Source organism: Faecalibacterium prausnitzii, assembly GCF_003287495.1.
Classification (GTDB): Bacteria; Bacillota; Clostridia; order Oscillospirales; family Ruminococcaceae; genus Faecalibacterium; species Faecalibacterium prausnitzii_I.
Map to the genome: position 1 here is coordinate 29778 of NZ_PRLE01000008.1, position 13248 is coordinate 43025.

The 13248-nt window shown below is 59.7% G+C and carries 13 protein-coding genes; 6 read left to right on the top strand and 7 right to left on the bottom strand.

The window, feature by feature from the left end; translation table 11 throughout:
- Positions 1-51: 51 nt before the first annotated feature.
- The 3 genes from C4N22_RS11965 to tig form a co-directional block, all read right to left on the bottom strand.
- Positions 52-1368, bottom strand: coding sequence for an HlyC/CorC family transporter (locus C4N22_RS11965; protein ID WP_112149129.1), 1317 nt, complete (start codon positions 1366-1368; stop codon positions 52-54).
- 256 nt (positions 1369-1624) lie between these two features.
- Positions 1625-4237, bottom strand: a complete 2613-nt coding sequence (gene clpB / locus C4N22_RS11970) for an ATP-dependent chaperone ClpB (RefSeq protein ID WP_112149130.1) — start codon at positions 4235-4237, stop codon at positions 1625-1627.
- Positions 4238-4476: 239 nt separating this feature from the next.
- Positions 4477-5619: a trigger factor gene (gene tig, locus C4N22_RS11975; RefSeq protein ID WP_242981019.1), complete on the bottom strand. Its 1143-nt coding sequence runs from the start codon at positions 5617-5619 to the stop codon at positions 4477-4479.
- Between the two features lie 239 nt (positions 5620-5858).
- Between tig and C4N22_RS11980 the strand changes: the two genes are divergently transcribed.
- The 4 genes from C4N22_RS11980 to C4N22_RS11995 all read left to right on the top strand — a co-directional run bounded on the left by C4N22_RS11980 (position 5859) and on the right by C4N22_RS11995 (position 9009).
- Positions 5859-7031 carry an NAD(P)-dependent malic enzyme gene (locus C4N22_RS11980; protein WP_112149131.1) on the top strand — a complete coding sequence of 391 codons (1173 nt, stop codon included), beginning with the start codon at positions 5859-5861 and terminating at the stop codon, positions 7029-7031.
- Positions 7032-7046: 15 nt separating this feature from the next.
- Positions 7047-7886: a fumarate hydratase gene (locus C4N22_RS11985; protein WP_112149132.1), complete on the top strand. Its 840-nt coding sequence runs from the start codon at positions 7047-7049 to the stop codon at positions 7884-7886.
- A complete protein-coding gene (locus C4N22_RS11990) occupies positions 7855-8460 on the top strand; it encodes a Fe-S-containing hydro-lyase (protein ID WP_347476114.1) in 606 nt (201 codons plus the stop codon). Before C4N22_RS11985 ends, C4N22_RS11990 begins: the two co-directional genes overlap by 32 nt.
- A gap of 156 nt (positions 8461-8616) precedes the next feature.
- The gene (locus C4N22_RS11995) at positions 8617-9009 is read left to right on the top strand and encodes a metal-dependent transcriptional regulator (protein ID WP_022256520.1); all 393 of its coding nucleotides are present in this window, start codon (positions 8617-8619) and stop codon (positions 9007-9009) included.
- A gap of 87 nt (positions 9010-9096) precedes the next feature.
- Here C4N22_RS11995 and C4N22_RS12000 read toward each other — a convergent pair whose 3' ends face one another.
- On the bottom strand, positions 9097-9447 hold the full coding sequence (locus C4N22_RS12000; protein WP_022256519.1) for a type II toxin-antitoxin system PemK/MazF family toxin: 351 nt from the start codon (positions 9445-9447) through the stop codon (positions 9097-9099).
- A 136-nt stretch (positions 9448-9583) separates the two neighbouring features.
- Positions 9584-10012, bottom strand: a complete 429-nt coding sequence (locus tag C4N22_RS12005; RefSeq protein ID WP_112115970.1) for a holo-ACP synthase — start codon at positions 10010-10012, stop codon at positions 9584-9586.
- A gap of 151 nt (positions 10013-10163) precedes the next feature.
- Between C4N22_RS12005 and C4N22_RS12010 the strand changes: the two genes are divergently transcribed.
- Positions 10164-10409: an IreB family regulatory phosphoprotein gene (locus tag C4N22_RS12010; protein WP_022256517.1), complete on the top strand. Its 246-nt coding sequence runs from the start codon at positions 10164-10166 to the stop codon at positions 10407-10409.
- Between the two features lie 49 nt (positions 10410-10458).
- Here the strand turns inward: C4N22_RS12010 and C4N22_RS12015 are convergent, their stop codons facing one another.
- Both C4N22_RS12015 and cysK read right to left on the bottom strand, forming a co-directional pair.
- Positions 10459-11400 (bottom strand): tRNA dihydrouridine synthase, encoded by a 942-nt coding sequence (locus tag C4N22_RS12015; RefSeq protein ID WP_112149134.1) that lies wholly within the window; start codon positions 11398-11400, stop codon positions 10459-10461.
- Positions 11401-11606: 206 nt separating this feature from the next.
- Positions 11607-12539 (bottom strand): cysteine synthase A, encoded by a 933-nt coding sequence (gene cysK / locus C4N22_RS12020; RefSeq protein ID WP_112149135.1) that lies wholly within the window; start codon positions 12537-12539, stop codon positions 11607-11609.
- 236 nt (positions 12540-12775) lie between these two features.
- Between cysK and C4N22_RS12025 the strand changes: the two genes are divergently transcribed.
- Entirely contained in the window at positions 12776-13207 is a 432-nt protein-coding gene (locus C4N22_RS12025) for an RrF2 family transcriptional regulator (protein ID WP_112149136.1), read from the top strand.
- The last annotated feature ends 41 nt before the right edge of the window (positions 13208-13248 follow it).

Sequence of the window (13248 nt, forward strand, 5' to 3'; positions counted from 1 at the left end):
GCAATAGAACACAAAACCCCTGAGACGCAGCCGCGTCTCAGGGGTTTTTGCTTAATTGTGGTTTTGCAGGTGGCGGGAGGGTAACCATTTTTCCCGGTCATGGTCGTCCTCTTTTTCCGCCGGGGCGGGGATGGGGGTGAACCGCACCTCGGTCACGCGGCGCTTGGCCGTGCGGGTGACCACGCCGTTGAAATTGTCCAGCGTGAAATGGTCGCCCACCTTGGGCAGGTGGCAGGTCTTTTCCTGCACCAGACCGTTGACGGTGTTGGAATCAATGTCCTCGTCCTCGGGCAGGCCCAGCGTCTCGTAGAGGTCATCCACGCTGGCAGAGCCGGACACCAGCCAGCTGCCGTCCGACTGCTGGCGGAAGTCCTCGGTCACCTCGTCGTGCTCATCCCAGATCTCGCCCACCAGCTCCTCGAGGATGTCTTCCAGGGTGATGATGCCCTCGGTGCCGCCGTACTCGTCCACGACGACCGCCATGTGGTGGTGCTGCTCCCGCAGGGTGCGCAGCAGCTGGGAGATCTGGGTGGAACCCGTGGTATACAGGGTGGGTGCGATGAGGTCTTCCACGGTGGTGGCTTTTTTGAGCCGGGCCAGGTAGAAGTCCTTTTCATGTACCACGCCAATGATGTTGTCGATGGTATCATGATAGACGGGCAGGCGGGAATAACCGGATTCCGCAAAGGTCTGGGCCAGCTCTTCCAGCGAGATGTTGTCCTCCACGGCCACCACGTCCACGCGGGGGGTCAGAATCTCTTCCACCTCCACGTCGTCGAACTCAATGGCGCTGCGGATGAGCTGGCTCTCGCGGTCGGTCAACTCGCCGTCGTTTTCGGCCTCGCTCACCATGGTCATGAGCTCACCCTCGGTGATGGTATCTTCCTCACGGCTGTGGATGAACTTGCCCAGCAGCTTTTTCCACTGGGTAAACAGCCAGGTCAGCGGGGTAAAGAGGAGCATCAGCAGGTTGAGCACCGGGGACACTGCCGTGGCAATGGTCTCCGGCATCTCCTTGGCCAGGCTCTTGGGCGTTACCTCGCCAAAGATCAGCACCACGATGGTGAGCACGATGGTGGAGACTGTCGCGCCCCGCTCCTGCCCCAGCATCTGGGTAAACAGGATGGTGCCGATGGAAGCGGCGGCAATGTTGACGATATTGTTGCCGATGAGGATGGTGGAGAGCAGCTTGTCGTATTTTTCCGACATGGCCAGCACCCGGGCGGCGGACGTGTCGCCGTCCTCCGCGCGGCTTTTCAGACGGATCTGGTTCAGGGAAGAGAATGCGGTCTCGGAGGCGGAGAAAAAGGCGGAGAATGCCACCAGGATCACCAGCGCCACCAAGAGCGTAATACTGCCATCGTCCATAATAAAGGGAAATCACACTCAACTTTCTGTTTGATATTTTCTGGCCCAAACGGGCACGCAGCGGATGACGGGGCAGTTTCCCCGCCGGCGGCGGGAAAACTGCTTCCAGGCTGCTGATACTAAAAATGTGCTTCCCACCGTGACTGTTTCGCGATGAAAAGCACATGTTCAAAGACTATAATATCATATTCAGTCCCCCGGTGCAAGCGTTACCACCTGTCCGTGGGAACAAAACGGGTAAAATCTAAGGGGAATTTCAGCGTAGCGTCAGGGCATTGCCGTCATAATCCACCGTCAGGGTAGCGCCCTCGGCGTAGCTGCCCCGGATGATGGCCTTGGCGATGAGGGTCTCCACCCGGCTCTGGATGAACCGCTTGATGGGCCGCGCGCCATAGACGCTGTCGTAGGCGGAATCAATGATGAAGTCCTTGGCGGCGGTGGTCACGTCCAGCTTGAGGTGCTTGCCCTCATCCATGCGGCGGCGCAGGTCGTCCAGCTGCAGGTCCACGATGCTCCGCATCTCGTCCTTGGTCAGGCTCTTGTAGTAGACGATCTCGTCCAGACGGTTGAGGAACTCGGGGCGGAACTTGCTCTTGAGCAGGGCGTCGATCTGATGCTTTGCCTCGTCGCTCAGCTCGTTGGAGCCGTTGGCGCGGCGCTGCTCCAGATCGTTCAGGATGATGTCGCTGCCCAGGTTGGAGGTCAGGATGATGACCGTGTTCTTGAAGTCCACGGTACGGCCCTGGCTGTCGGTGATGCGGCCATCGTCCAGCACCTGCAGCAGGATGTTGAAGACGTCGGGGTGGGCTTTTTCCACCTCATCAAACAGCACCACGCTGTAGGGTTTGCGGCGGACGGCCTCGGTCAGCTGGCCGCCCTCTTCATAACCGACGTATCCCGGAGGCGCGCCGATCAGGCGGCTGACGCTGAACTTCTCCATATATTCGGTCATGTCGATCCGCACCATGTTGCGTTCATCATCAAACAGGGCCTGTGCCAGCGCCTTGGCCAGCTCGGTCTTGCCCACGCCGGTGGGGCCCAGGAACAGAAAGCTGCCGATGGGGCGGTTGGGGTTGGCGATGCCGGCGCGGCTGCGCAGGATGGCCTCGCTCACCTTGGTCACGGCCTCATTCTGGCCGATGACCCGTTTGTGGAGCACATCGTCCAGATGCAGCAGCTTCTCGCGCTCGCCCTCCACCAGCTTCTCCACGGGGATGCCGGTCCAGCGGGCCACGATGCGGGCGATCTCCTCGTCGGTCACGCGGTCGCGCAGCAGGCTGTCCTCTTTCTTCTCGTTGGCCAGCTTCTCTTCGGCTTCCAGCTGTTTCTGCAGCCCGGGCAGCTTGCCGTATTTCAGCTCGGCGGCCTTGTTCAGGTCGTACTCACGCTGGGCTTTCTCAATGGCGGCATTGGTCTGCTCGATCTGCTCGCGCAGGGTCTGCACTTTGCCGATGGCGTTCTTCTCGTTCTCCCACTTTGCTTTCATGCTGCGGAACTGATCCTGCAGCTCGGCCAGCTCTTTTTCCAGCTCTTTCAGGCGGCTCTGGCTCAGGGCATCCGTCTCCTTTTTCAGGCTGACCTGCTCGATCTGCAGCTGGGTGATGCGGTGGGCCAGATCATCCATCTCGCTGGGCATACTGTCCATCTCGGTCTTGATCATGGCGCAGGCCTCATCCACCAGGTCAATGGCCTTATCGGGGAGGAAGCGGTCGGTGATATAGCGGTCAGAGAGGGTAGCAGCGGCGATCAGGGCGTTATCGCTGATCTTGACGCCGTGGAACACTTCGTACCGCTCTTTCAGGCCGCGCAGGATGGAGATGGTGTCTTCCACCGTGGGCTCATCCACCTGCACCGGCTGGAAACGGCGCTCCAGAGCGGGGTCTTTCTCGATATACTGGCGGTACTCGTCCAGCGTGGTGGCACCAATGCAGTGCAGCTCGCCGCGGGCCAGCATGGGCTTGAGCAGGTTGCCCGCGTCCATGGCACCATCGGTCTTGCCGGCACCCACGATGGTGTGCAGCTCATCAATGAAGAGGATGATCTTGCCCTCACTCTTCTTGACTTCGTTCAGCACGCTCTTCAGGCGCTCCTCAAATTCGCCGCGGTATTTTGCACCGGCCACCAGAGCGCCCATGTCCAGGCTGAACACGGTGCGGTCTTTCAGGTTCTCGGGCACATCGCCGCGGACGATCCGCTCGGCCAGACCCTCTGCAATGGCGGTCTTGCCGACGCCCGGCTCACCGATGAGGCAGGGGTTGTTTTTCGTCTTACGGGACAGGATGCGGATGACGTTCCGGATCTCCTGGTCACGGCCGATGACAGGGTCCAGCTTCTGCTTGCGGGCCAGATCCACCAGGTCCTGGCCGTACTTCTGCAGGGCGTTGTAGGTGTCCTCGGGGTTGTCGTTGGTGACACGCTGGTTGCCGCGCACGGCGGTCAGCTGCTGCAGGAACTTATCCTTGGTGATGCTGAACGCGCGGAACAGATCGGAACAGTTCTGGGTTGGCTCATCCAGCAGGCCGAGGAACACATGCTCGACGCTGACGTAATCGTCTTTCATGGCCTTGGCTTCCCGGGCGGCGGCGCTCAGGACCTTATCCGTTGCCTGCGAGATATAGACCTTGTCGGGGTCACGGCCGGAGCCGGACACCCGGGGCATGGCAGAGAGCTTTTCAGCCACAGCGGCGGAGAAGCTGCCCGCGTCCACATTCAGCTTCTGGAGCAGCTGCGGGATCAGGCCCTGCTCCTGGGTGGCCAGTGCATGGAGCAGGTGCTCCGGCTCCATGGCGTTGTGCTGGTACTCCACCGCCAGCTGCTGGGCAGCCTGCAGTGCTTCCAGTGTCTTCTGGGTATATTGATTGGTATTCATAGAATCGACCTCCATTCATACCGGAAGTTGGTTTTTAAATGAGATTTATCAAACAAGATTGAACTTTGCTAATTCTGCATTAGCACTCTATCTGTTTGACTGCTAAAAATATACTCCAAACAACCCACTTTGTCAATAGGGCGGAAGAAGCTGAGCGGAGAATTCACAAAAAGTTTGCAAATAAAAACACTCTCCCGGCAGCGGGAGAGTGCGGAATGCTGGAAAAGAACGCGGGAAAATTATTTTACCTGCGCGCCGGTAGTCAGGGCGTCGGTCACGGTATCCATCAGGGCGATCATGGTGCAGTAGTTGGCGCCATAGGCCTCGGTGTAAGCCGAGTAGGTGTCGATCTGCTCCTGGGTGGGGGCCAGATCCATGGCCTCGGCCACAGCCTGGTAGAGCAGGGCCTCTTTTGCGTAGGACGCAATGCTGTTGGCCATGGCGGCCAGCATGGCATCGGCACTGTCATAGCCCAGCATGGACTGGACGAACGTGTCCAGATCGTAGCCATAGTACTGGGCCATCTTATAATAATAGTTGAGGCACTGGGTCACCTGGTAATCGGTCACGGCCTTGGGCACCTCGCGGAACGTGGCGTTGTCCATCAGGTAATCCATGACGGCGGTGTTGAGGTTGGAGGTGTAGAGCTGCTGCTGGCAGAACGCCCGCAGGGCCTCCACACTGTGCAGGTCATCGCTGGTGCCGTAGTTCTCGTCCACCCAGGCGTCGGTCAGCTCGGGCAGGACCTCCTCCTCAATGGAGTTCAGGGTGACAGAGAAGACCGCCTGCTTGCCGCTGAGCACCAGCGCGTTGCCGTCGGCATCGGTGGAGTCGCGGTAGCCGTCCGGGAACGTGACGGTCACGTCAAAGGTCTCGCCGGGCTTGTGGCCAACGATCTGGTCCTCAAAGCCGTCGATGAAAGAGCCGCTGCCCAGCGTCAGGCTGTAGCCCGTGTAGGTGCCGCCGGTAAAGGCCACGCCGTCCACGGTGCCGGCGTAATCAATGTTGACGGTGTCGCCGTTGGCCGCGGCACGGTCGGTCACGTCCTGGGTGGTGGAGTTCTGGCTGAGCAGGCTGTCGATCTGGGCCTGCACGTCCTCGCTGGTGGGCTCTACGTCGGCACGCTGGACCGGGATGGAAGCGTAATCCTCCGGCAGGGTGACATAATCCAGTGCCCGGATGCCCTCCCAGTAGCCGTTTTCATCCAGACCATCGCTGTAAGTGAAGTTCTGGTAATCGTAATCCGCCGCGGAGCCCAGAACACTGCTGGCGGCCTCGCTGGAAGCGGAAGAAGAGCTGTCGGACTTGCTGCAGCCTGCCGCGCCCAGAGCCAGAGCTCCGGCGCAGACCAGACAGAGCGCCTTGGTGATGCTACGTTTCAAAAGAATACCTCCTGTTGGAATGCCGGGGAGCCCCGGCGGTGCGCAAATCAAACATGCTCTATTATAAGGGGTAAAAATGAAAAAGAAAAGTTTTTTGCAAAATTTCCACAAATAAACGTTCGACTTTGTCGGACTTTTGCGGGAACCCGGGCGGAAAACTGGGAAAAGCGGTGGAAATGCCCACCGGGTTTTGTTATTATAAAAAGCAGGAGCTAATACAAAAACAGGAGGAACGCCCCATGGATTACAACAAAGCTGCTCTCGAAATGCACGAGAGCCATCACGGGAAAGTCGGCATCGTCAGCAAGGTGGAAGTGAAGACCCGCGACGACCTTTCCACGGCCTACACCCCCGGCGTGGCAGAGCCCTGCCGCAAGATCAAGGAGAACCCGGAGGACGTGTACAAGTACACCTTCAAGAGCAACATGGTGGCAGTCGTCTCCAACGGCACCGCTGTGCTGGGCCTGGGCGACATCGGCCCCGAGGCCGGTCTGCCGGTCATGGAGGGCAAGGCCGTGCTCTTTAAGGAATTTGGCGGGGTGGACGCATTCCCCATCTGCATCGACGCCCACGACGCGGCCAGCGTCATTGCGGCCTGCAAGGCCATTGCGCCCACGTTCGGCGGCATCAATCTGGAGGATATCAAGAGCCCCGAGTGCTTTGAGATCGAGGAGACACTGGAAAAAGAGCTGGATATCCCGGTCTTCCACGATGACCAGCACGGCACCGCCATTGTCGTGACCGCCGCCCTCATCAACGCCCTCCGTGTGGTGGGCAAGAAGATGGAGGATGTGCATATCGTCCTGAACGGCCCCGGCGCGGCCGGCACGGCCATCATCAAGATGCTGATGACCGCCGGTGCAAAGGACATCATTGCAGTGGATCAGTTCGGCACCCTGTACAAGGGCTGCAACAGCGCGGAGGCCCACAAGAACTGGCTGGGCGAGGTGACCAACCCCCGTCAGATCAAGGGCGGCCTGAAAGAGGCGCTGGCCGGGGCCGATGTTTTCATCGGCGTGTCCAAGCCCGGCATCCTGACCACCGAGCTGTGCAGGACCATGAATCAGGATGCGATCGTCTTTGCCATGGCCAACCCCACGCCCGAGATCATGCCCGACGAGGCCAAGGCGGGCGGTGTCCGCGTGATGGCCACCGGCCGCAGCGATTTCCCCAACCAGGTCAATAACGTGCTCTGCTTCCCGGGTCTGTTCAAGGGTGCCCTGAGCGTCCGTGCCCGGGACATCAACAACGAGATGAAGCTGGCCGCCGCTTACGCCATCGCCGACCTCATCACCGACGCAGACCGCAGCGAGGAGAACATCATCCCCGGTGCCTTTGACCCCCGCGTGGCCGAGGCTGTGGCCAACGCCGTGGCAAAGGCTGCCCGGGAAACGGGCGTCGCCCGCCTGTAAGAGGGAGGCGTTGAGATGAGAACCATTTCGGCACAGGCCATCACCGATACCGTGGCCCGGCTCTGCATCGAGGCCAACACCCGCCTGCCCAAAGATGTGGAGGCAGCGCTGGCCAAAGCCCGGGCAGAAGAGCCCTGGCCGCTGGCGAAAAACACCCTCGACCTGCTCTGGTCCAACCTCTCCGCCGCCAAAGAAGAGAACCTGCCCATCTGCCAGGACACCGGCATGGCCTGCGTCTTTGTGGAGCTGGGCACCGATGTTCACATTGACGGGCATTTTGAGGAGGCCATCCACGAGGGCGTCCGCCGGGGCTATACCGACGGCTACCTGCGCAAAAGCATCGTGGCCGACCCGCTCCGCCGCGGCAACACCGGCGATAACACCCCGGCGGCCATCACCGTGCATCTGGTGGACGGTGACGGCTGCACCATCACGGTGGCCCCCAAGGGATTTGGCAGCGAGAATATGAGCCGCATCCAGATGCTCAAGCCCGCCGATGGTGTGGAGGGCTTTCGAAAGTTCGTGCTGGACACCGTGCGGCAGGCAGGTTCCAACCCCTGCCCGCCCATCGTGCTGGGCATTGGCGTGGGCGGCAGCTTTGATAAGGTGGCGTATCTGGCCAAGAAAGCCCTCCTCCGCCCGCTGGATGTCCCCAACCCGGACCCCTATTACGCGGCATTGGAGCAGGAGCTGCTGGCGGCCATCAACGAGCTGGGCATCGGGCCTCAGGGCTTTGGCGGCAAGACCACCTGCCTGGGCCTTGCCATTGAGCAGATGCCCACCCATGTGGCGGGCCTCCCCGTAGCCGTCAATGTCTCCTGCCATGTCACCCGGCGGGCCAGTGCACAGCTGTAAGGAGGAAACGACCATGCAATACAAACTCACAACTCCCTGCACGGCGGAAGATCTGGCTCCTCTCAAAGCAGGCGACACCGTGCTGCTGTCCGGTGTGGTGTATACCGCCCGTGACCAGGCCCACAAGCGGATGCTGGAGGCACTGGACAAGGGCGAGAAGCTCCCCTTTGATCTGGAGGGCAGTGCCATTTATTATGTTGGCCCCACCCCGGAGCGCCCGGGCGAGATCATTGGCTCGGCAGGGCCCACCACCAGCGGCCGGATGGACGCCATGAGCCCCCGTCTGCTGGACCTGGGCAACAAAATCATGATCGGCAAGGGCAAGCGGGACGCGGCGGTCAAGGAAGCGGTCGTCCGCAACGGGGCAGTCTATCTGGCGGCGCTGGGCGGAGCCGGTGCCCTGATGGCCCAGAGTGTCAAAACGCTGGAAGTCATCGCCTGGCCGGACCTCGGCTGTGAGGCTGTCCGCCGCCTGACCGTGGAGGAGATGCCCCTGACGGTGATTCTGGATGCCCACGGCGGAGACTTATATTTATCTGGGCCAGAAGCTTACCGGGAAGCACAGGTGAAATAACACAAAATCGAAGAATGATTTTAGTTTGTTTATACAAACCTACTGGGAACGGCTTGCAACATCCTGCCGAATGTGATATCCTATTATATACTAACCGGGCTGTTATGCCCGGCGAACAAATTCCCTGCGGGGAAAAGGCAGGAGGCCGAACAAACCATGCAGATCCACCAATCCGCGGAAGATTACCTTGAAACTATCCTGATGCTGACCCAGCGGATGGGCCGGGTGCGCTCCATTGACGTGGTCAATGAGCTGGGCTATACCAAAGCCAGCGTCAGCATTGCCATGAAAAAACTGCGGGAAAACGGCTATATCGCGGTGGACGGCGAGGGCAACCTGACCCTGCTGGATCCGGGCCGTGAGATCGCGGAACGCATTTACAGCCGCCACCGTCTGCTGACCCACTTCTTTATGCAGCTGGGCGTGGACGAGAAGATCGCTGCCGAGGACGCCTGCAAGGCAGAGCATATCCTCAGCGAGGAAACGCTGGCCAAGATCCGCGAGCAAGCGCTGCTCCACGATGCAGAGGAATCCGCCAAGAACGGGTAAACAGAAGATCTTCCACAAAACAACAAATGCCGCCCTCATCCAGACCGGATGGGAGCGGCATTTTTGTGCCTTTTTCGTCTGTTGTTTTTAATAGGAATCCAGCCCCAGGCTGACATCCAGTGCCTGATTGACCCGCCGCTGGTCCTCCGGGGTGATCTGCCCGGCCCGCTCCCGCAGGCGGTGTTTGTCCAGCGTGCGGATCTGCTCCAGCAGCACCACGCTGTCCTTGGCAAGGCCTGTGTCCTCTGCCCGGATATTGATGTGGGTGGGCAGGCGGGCTTTGTCCAGCCGGGATGTAATGGCGGCCGCAATGACGGTGGGGCTGTGGCGGTTGCCGATCTCGTTTTGCACGATGAGCACCGGGCGGATGCCGCCCTGCTCTGAGCCGACCACGGGCGAGAGGTCGGCGTAGAAAACTTCTCCTCTGTGTACCTCCATGGAATCTCCCTCCTTGCAGTTGGGGAGGCAGCGCCGCTATGTGGTGCGCAGGCCTCCCTGCTGCCCTTAGTATGGGCGGGGGAGAGGGCCGCTATGCACGCGGCGCGGTTTATTCCATTGTATGCACCAGGTGCGGTCAGGTTTCCGGGGGCAGCTGTTCCAGCGTGCAGAACGCCAGTGCCATGCCGCCGTCGTGGCTGAGAGAGAGCTTTGCGGTCAGGCGGCGCGCCGCCACCCACTCCGCCGTTTTGCCGGAGAAACGATAGTTCGGGGCCCCGGAGGGCAGGCGGACGGCTTCGATCTCACACAGGGAGAACGGCGCGGCAAGCCCTGTGCCTGCCGCCTTGAGGAATGCCTCTTTGGCGGCAAAATCAGCCGCCGCACTGGCAGCCTTATGGGCGGAAGCCCGCCCGGCGGGCCAGGGCTCCGCCTCTGCACCAAGGCCCAGCGCGGCCTGCTCTGCCGGGCCGAACACCCGCCGAACAAAGGCCGGGCCATGGGCCCCGGAGAGGCTTTTTTCCATCCGGGCGACCTCACACAGGTCGCACCCAATGCCATACAGCATAAAACGCTCCTTTCGGTGGAAAACCACCCGCCAAATTGCATGGAATTGTCAGAAAATTTTGAGCAAAATGTGCAAATACGGCCCCGGAATCTTGAAGTTTTGCCGCATTTCGTGTACAATAAATCATAGTTTATCGAAGGGGGTGTCTTGCGTGGGTGACGCAACTGCTATTTTCTCGATCCACGATCAAAAGGACGATGAGATCCACGAAGTCGTGCAGCAGGTGTACGACGCACTGAAAGAAAAAGGGTATAACCCGGTCAACCAGCTGGTGGGCTATATCCTCTCCGAAGATCCGACTTACATTACGACGTACAAGGGCGCGCGTTCGCTGATCCGCAAGGTGGACCGCGATGACCTGCTGCAGGCACTGCTGCGCAGCTATCTGAACGTCTGAGCTTCCATCTGTCCTTTCAAGTCCGCTGTCTGTATGGCAGCGGACTTTTTTAAATAAGCGGCAAAGTAAAAATCTGATTCACGACCGTCTCATACTCCCAGGGCTCCCGCAGCTTTTTCAGCTGCTTTTCCAACTTTTCAGAGTCGGCAAAGCAGTGGACGAGATAGAACCAGTGGCCTTTCATCCGGCTGATGGCACACCCGGCGCTGCCGAAGAGCTCGGTATAGCCGTGGTAGAGGTCGTCCAGATAGCCCCGCAGCTCGGCTTTGGTGGCAGCAGGGCCGCCCAGTGCCTTGCGGAAGAGAGCCGGGTCTGCAATGATGCCCCGGCCGATCATGATGCCGGAAAGGGTGGGAAATTCCGCTTCCAGCCCATGGAGCTGCCCTGTGGTGGTGATATCACCGTTGTAGCAGACCGGCGGCTTGCACTGGGGCAGGGCGGCGGCAAAGGCCTCCTGGTCAGCCTGCCCGCGGTAGAGCTGGCGCATGACACGGGGGTGAATGGTCAGTTCAGAGATAGGGTAGCGGTTGTAGATGGTAAGGATGGCCGCAAATTCCTCCGGTTTCTCCACGCCCAGCCGGGTCTTGACCGAGATGGGGCCCTCTGCATGAGAGAAAACAGCCTCCAGAAAGGCGTCCAGTTTGGCCGGGTCCCGCAGCATTCCGGAACCCTTGCCCTTGGCGGTAACCGTTCCGGCGGGGCAGCCGAAGTTCAGATTGACCTCGGTATAGCCCAGCTTCCGCAGCTCGCCGATCATCCAGGCAGCCAGCTCGCCATCCTTGGCCAGCAGCTGCGGGATAACGGGCACGCCGGGGTTGGCCTCCGGGGCCAGTTCCGCCATCTTCTTTTTGATGAGAACGCGGTTTTCCGGCGGGGACAAAAAGGGCGCGTAATAGCGGGCCGGGCCTCCTGCCCAGCCGAACCATTTCTGGTGGGCCTGCCGCCACACCCGGTCGGTGAGCCCCTCCATGGGGGCAACGTAGTAGTTCATGTCATACGCTCCAATTGGATTGTAAATGGACTGTTTCTCATAGCGATAAAGACAAGAAAAAATGACCGCCTCAAAGTTCCCCAACCCAGAGCGGTCATTTTTCTTGACTTTGTAATGGTAAGGAGCTAGCCGTTTGCGAACCAGCGCCTTTTCTAATGTTATTATACGACAGCTCTCACATTTTTGTCAAGGGTGAGAGCTTTTTCTTATTCCGCAAACAGCGGGGTGGAGAGGTAACGGTCGCCGGTATCGGGCAGCAGGACCACAATGTTCTTGCCCTTGTTCTCCGGGCGCTTTGCCAGCTCGATGGCAGCCCAGACGGCTGCACCGGAGGAGATGCCCACCAGCACGCCCTCTTTGTGGCCGATGAGGCGGCCCGTTGCAAAGGCGTCCTCGTTGGTCACGGCGATGATTTCATCGTAGACCTTGGTGTCCAGCACAGCGGGGACAAAGCCTGCGCCGATGCCCTGGATCTTGTGTGCACCGGCAGTGCCCTTGCTCAGGACAGGGGAGGAGGCGGGCTCCACAGCCACGACCTTGACATTCGGGTTCTGGCTCTTCAGGTACTGGCCAACACCGGTCACAGTGCCACCGGTGCCGACGCCTGCCACAAAGAGATCGACCTTGCCGTCGGTGTCATCCCAGATCTCGGGGCCGGTGGTGGCAACATGAGCCTTGGGGTTGGCGGGGTTGACGAACTGGCCGGGGATGAATGCGTTGGGAATCTCCTTTGCCAGCTCATCGGCCTTGGCAATGGCACCTTTCATGCCCTTGGCACCCTCGCTCAGGACCAGCTCCGCGCCATAGGCTTTCATCAGCTGGCGGCGCTCCACGCTCATAGTCTCAGGCATGACAATGATGATGCGGTAGCCCTTGGCAGCCGCCACGGCAGCCAGGCCGATGCCGGTGTTGCCGGAGGTGGGCTCAATGATGACGGAACCCGGTTTGAGCTTGCCGGAAGCCTCGGCGTCGTCGATCATGGCCTTGGCAATGCGGTCCTTGACGGAACCGGCCGGGTTGAAATACTCCAGTTTGGCCAGGATCTTGGCAGGCAGGTTTTCCTGTGCTTCAATGTGGGTCAGCTCCAGCAGCGGAGTGTGGCCGATCAGCTGATCCGCGGAAGTATAAATCTTGCTCATAATACTTTGTCCTCCCTATGTGGGCGCTTGGCCCTGCTGTTCCGGGGCGGCCCCGGCTGTTCACACAACTCTATAAACCAATATGGTTTGTGGGTTTGATAGCATTATACGCTTGTGCCCTGCCCTTGTCAATGGAAAAATGCGAAAAAATCGGATTGAAAAGTTACAAACCCTGTTGTATAATAGGTTTAAAATCAAAAACGGTAAATCACTTTGCAATCAAAGGAGAAAAACGGATGATTGTTTCAACCAAAGGGCGTTATGCGCTGCGTGTGATGATCGATCTGGCCGAACACCAGTCAGATAAATATGTCCCCCTGAAAGAAGTAGCCGCCCGGCAGGAGATCTCGGAGAAATATCTGGAGAACATCCTCAAGGTGCTGGTGCAGAACGGGTTTCTGGAGGGCCTGCGCGGCAAGGGCGGCGGCTACCGCCTGACCCGCAGCCCGGAGCAGTACACGGTGGAGGAGATCCTGAACCTGACGGAGGGCAATCTGGCAACGGTGAGCTGCCTGACTCCCGGAGCACCCACCTGCCATCGGATGGCCGAATGCCGCACCTATAACATGTGGAAAGGCCTGGACGAAATGATCTCGGATTACTTCCGCAAGATCACCCTCGCAGACCTGGCAGCCCCGGAAGAAGCCGGAAACGATTATGTGATTTAAATAAAAAATCTCCCGCGGATGCCTGTGCACACCGCGGGAGA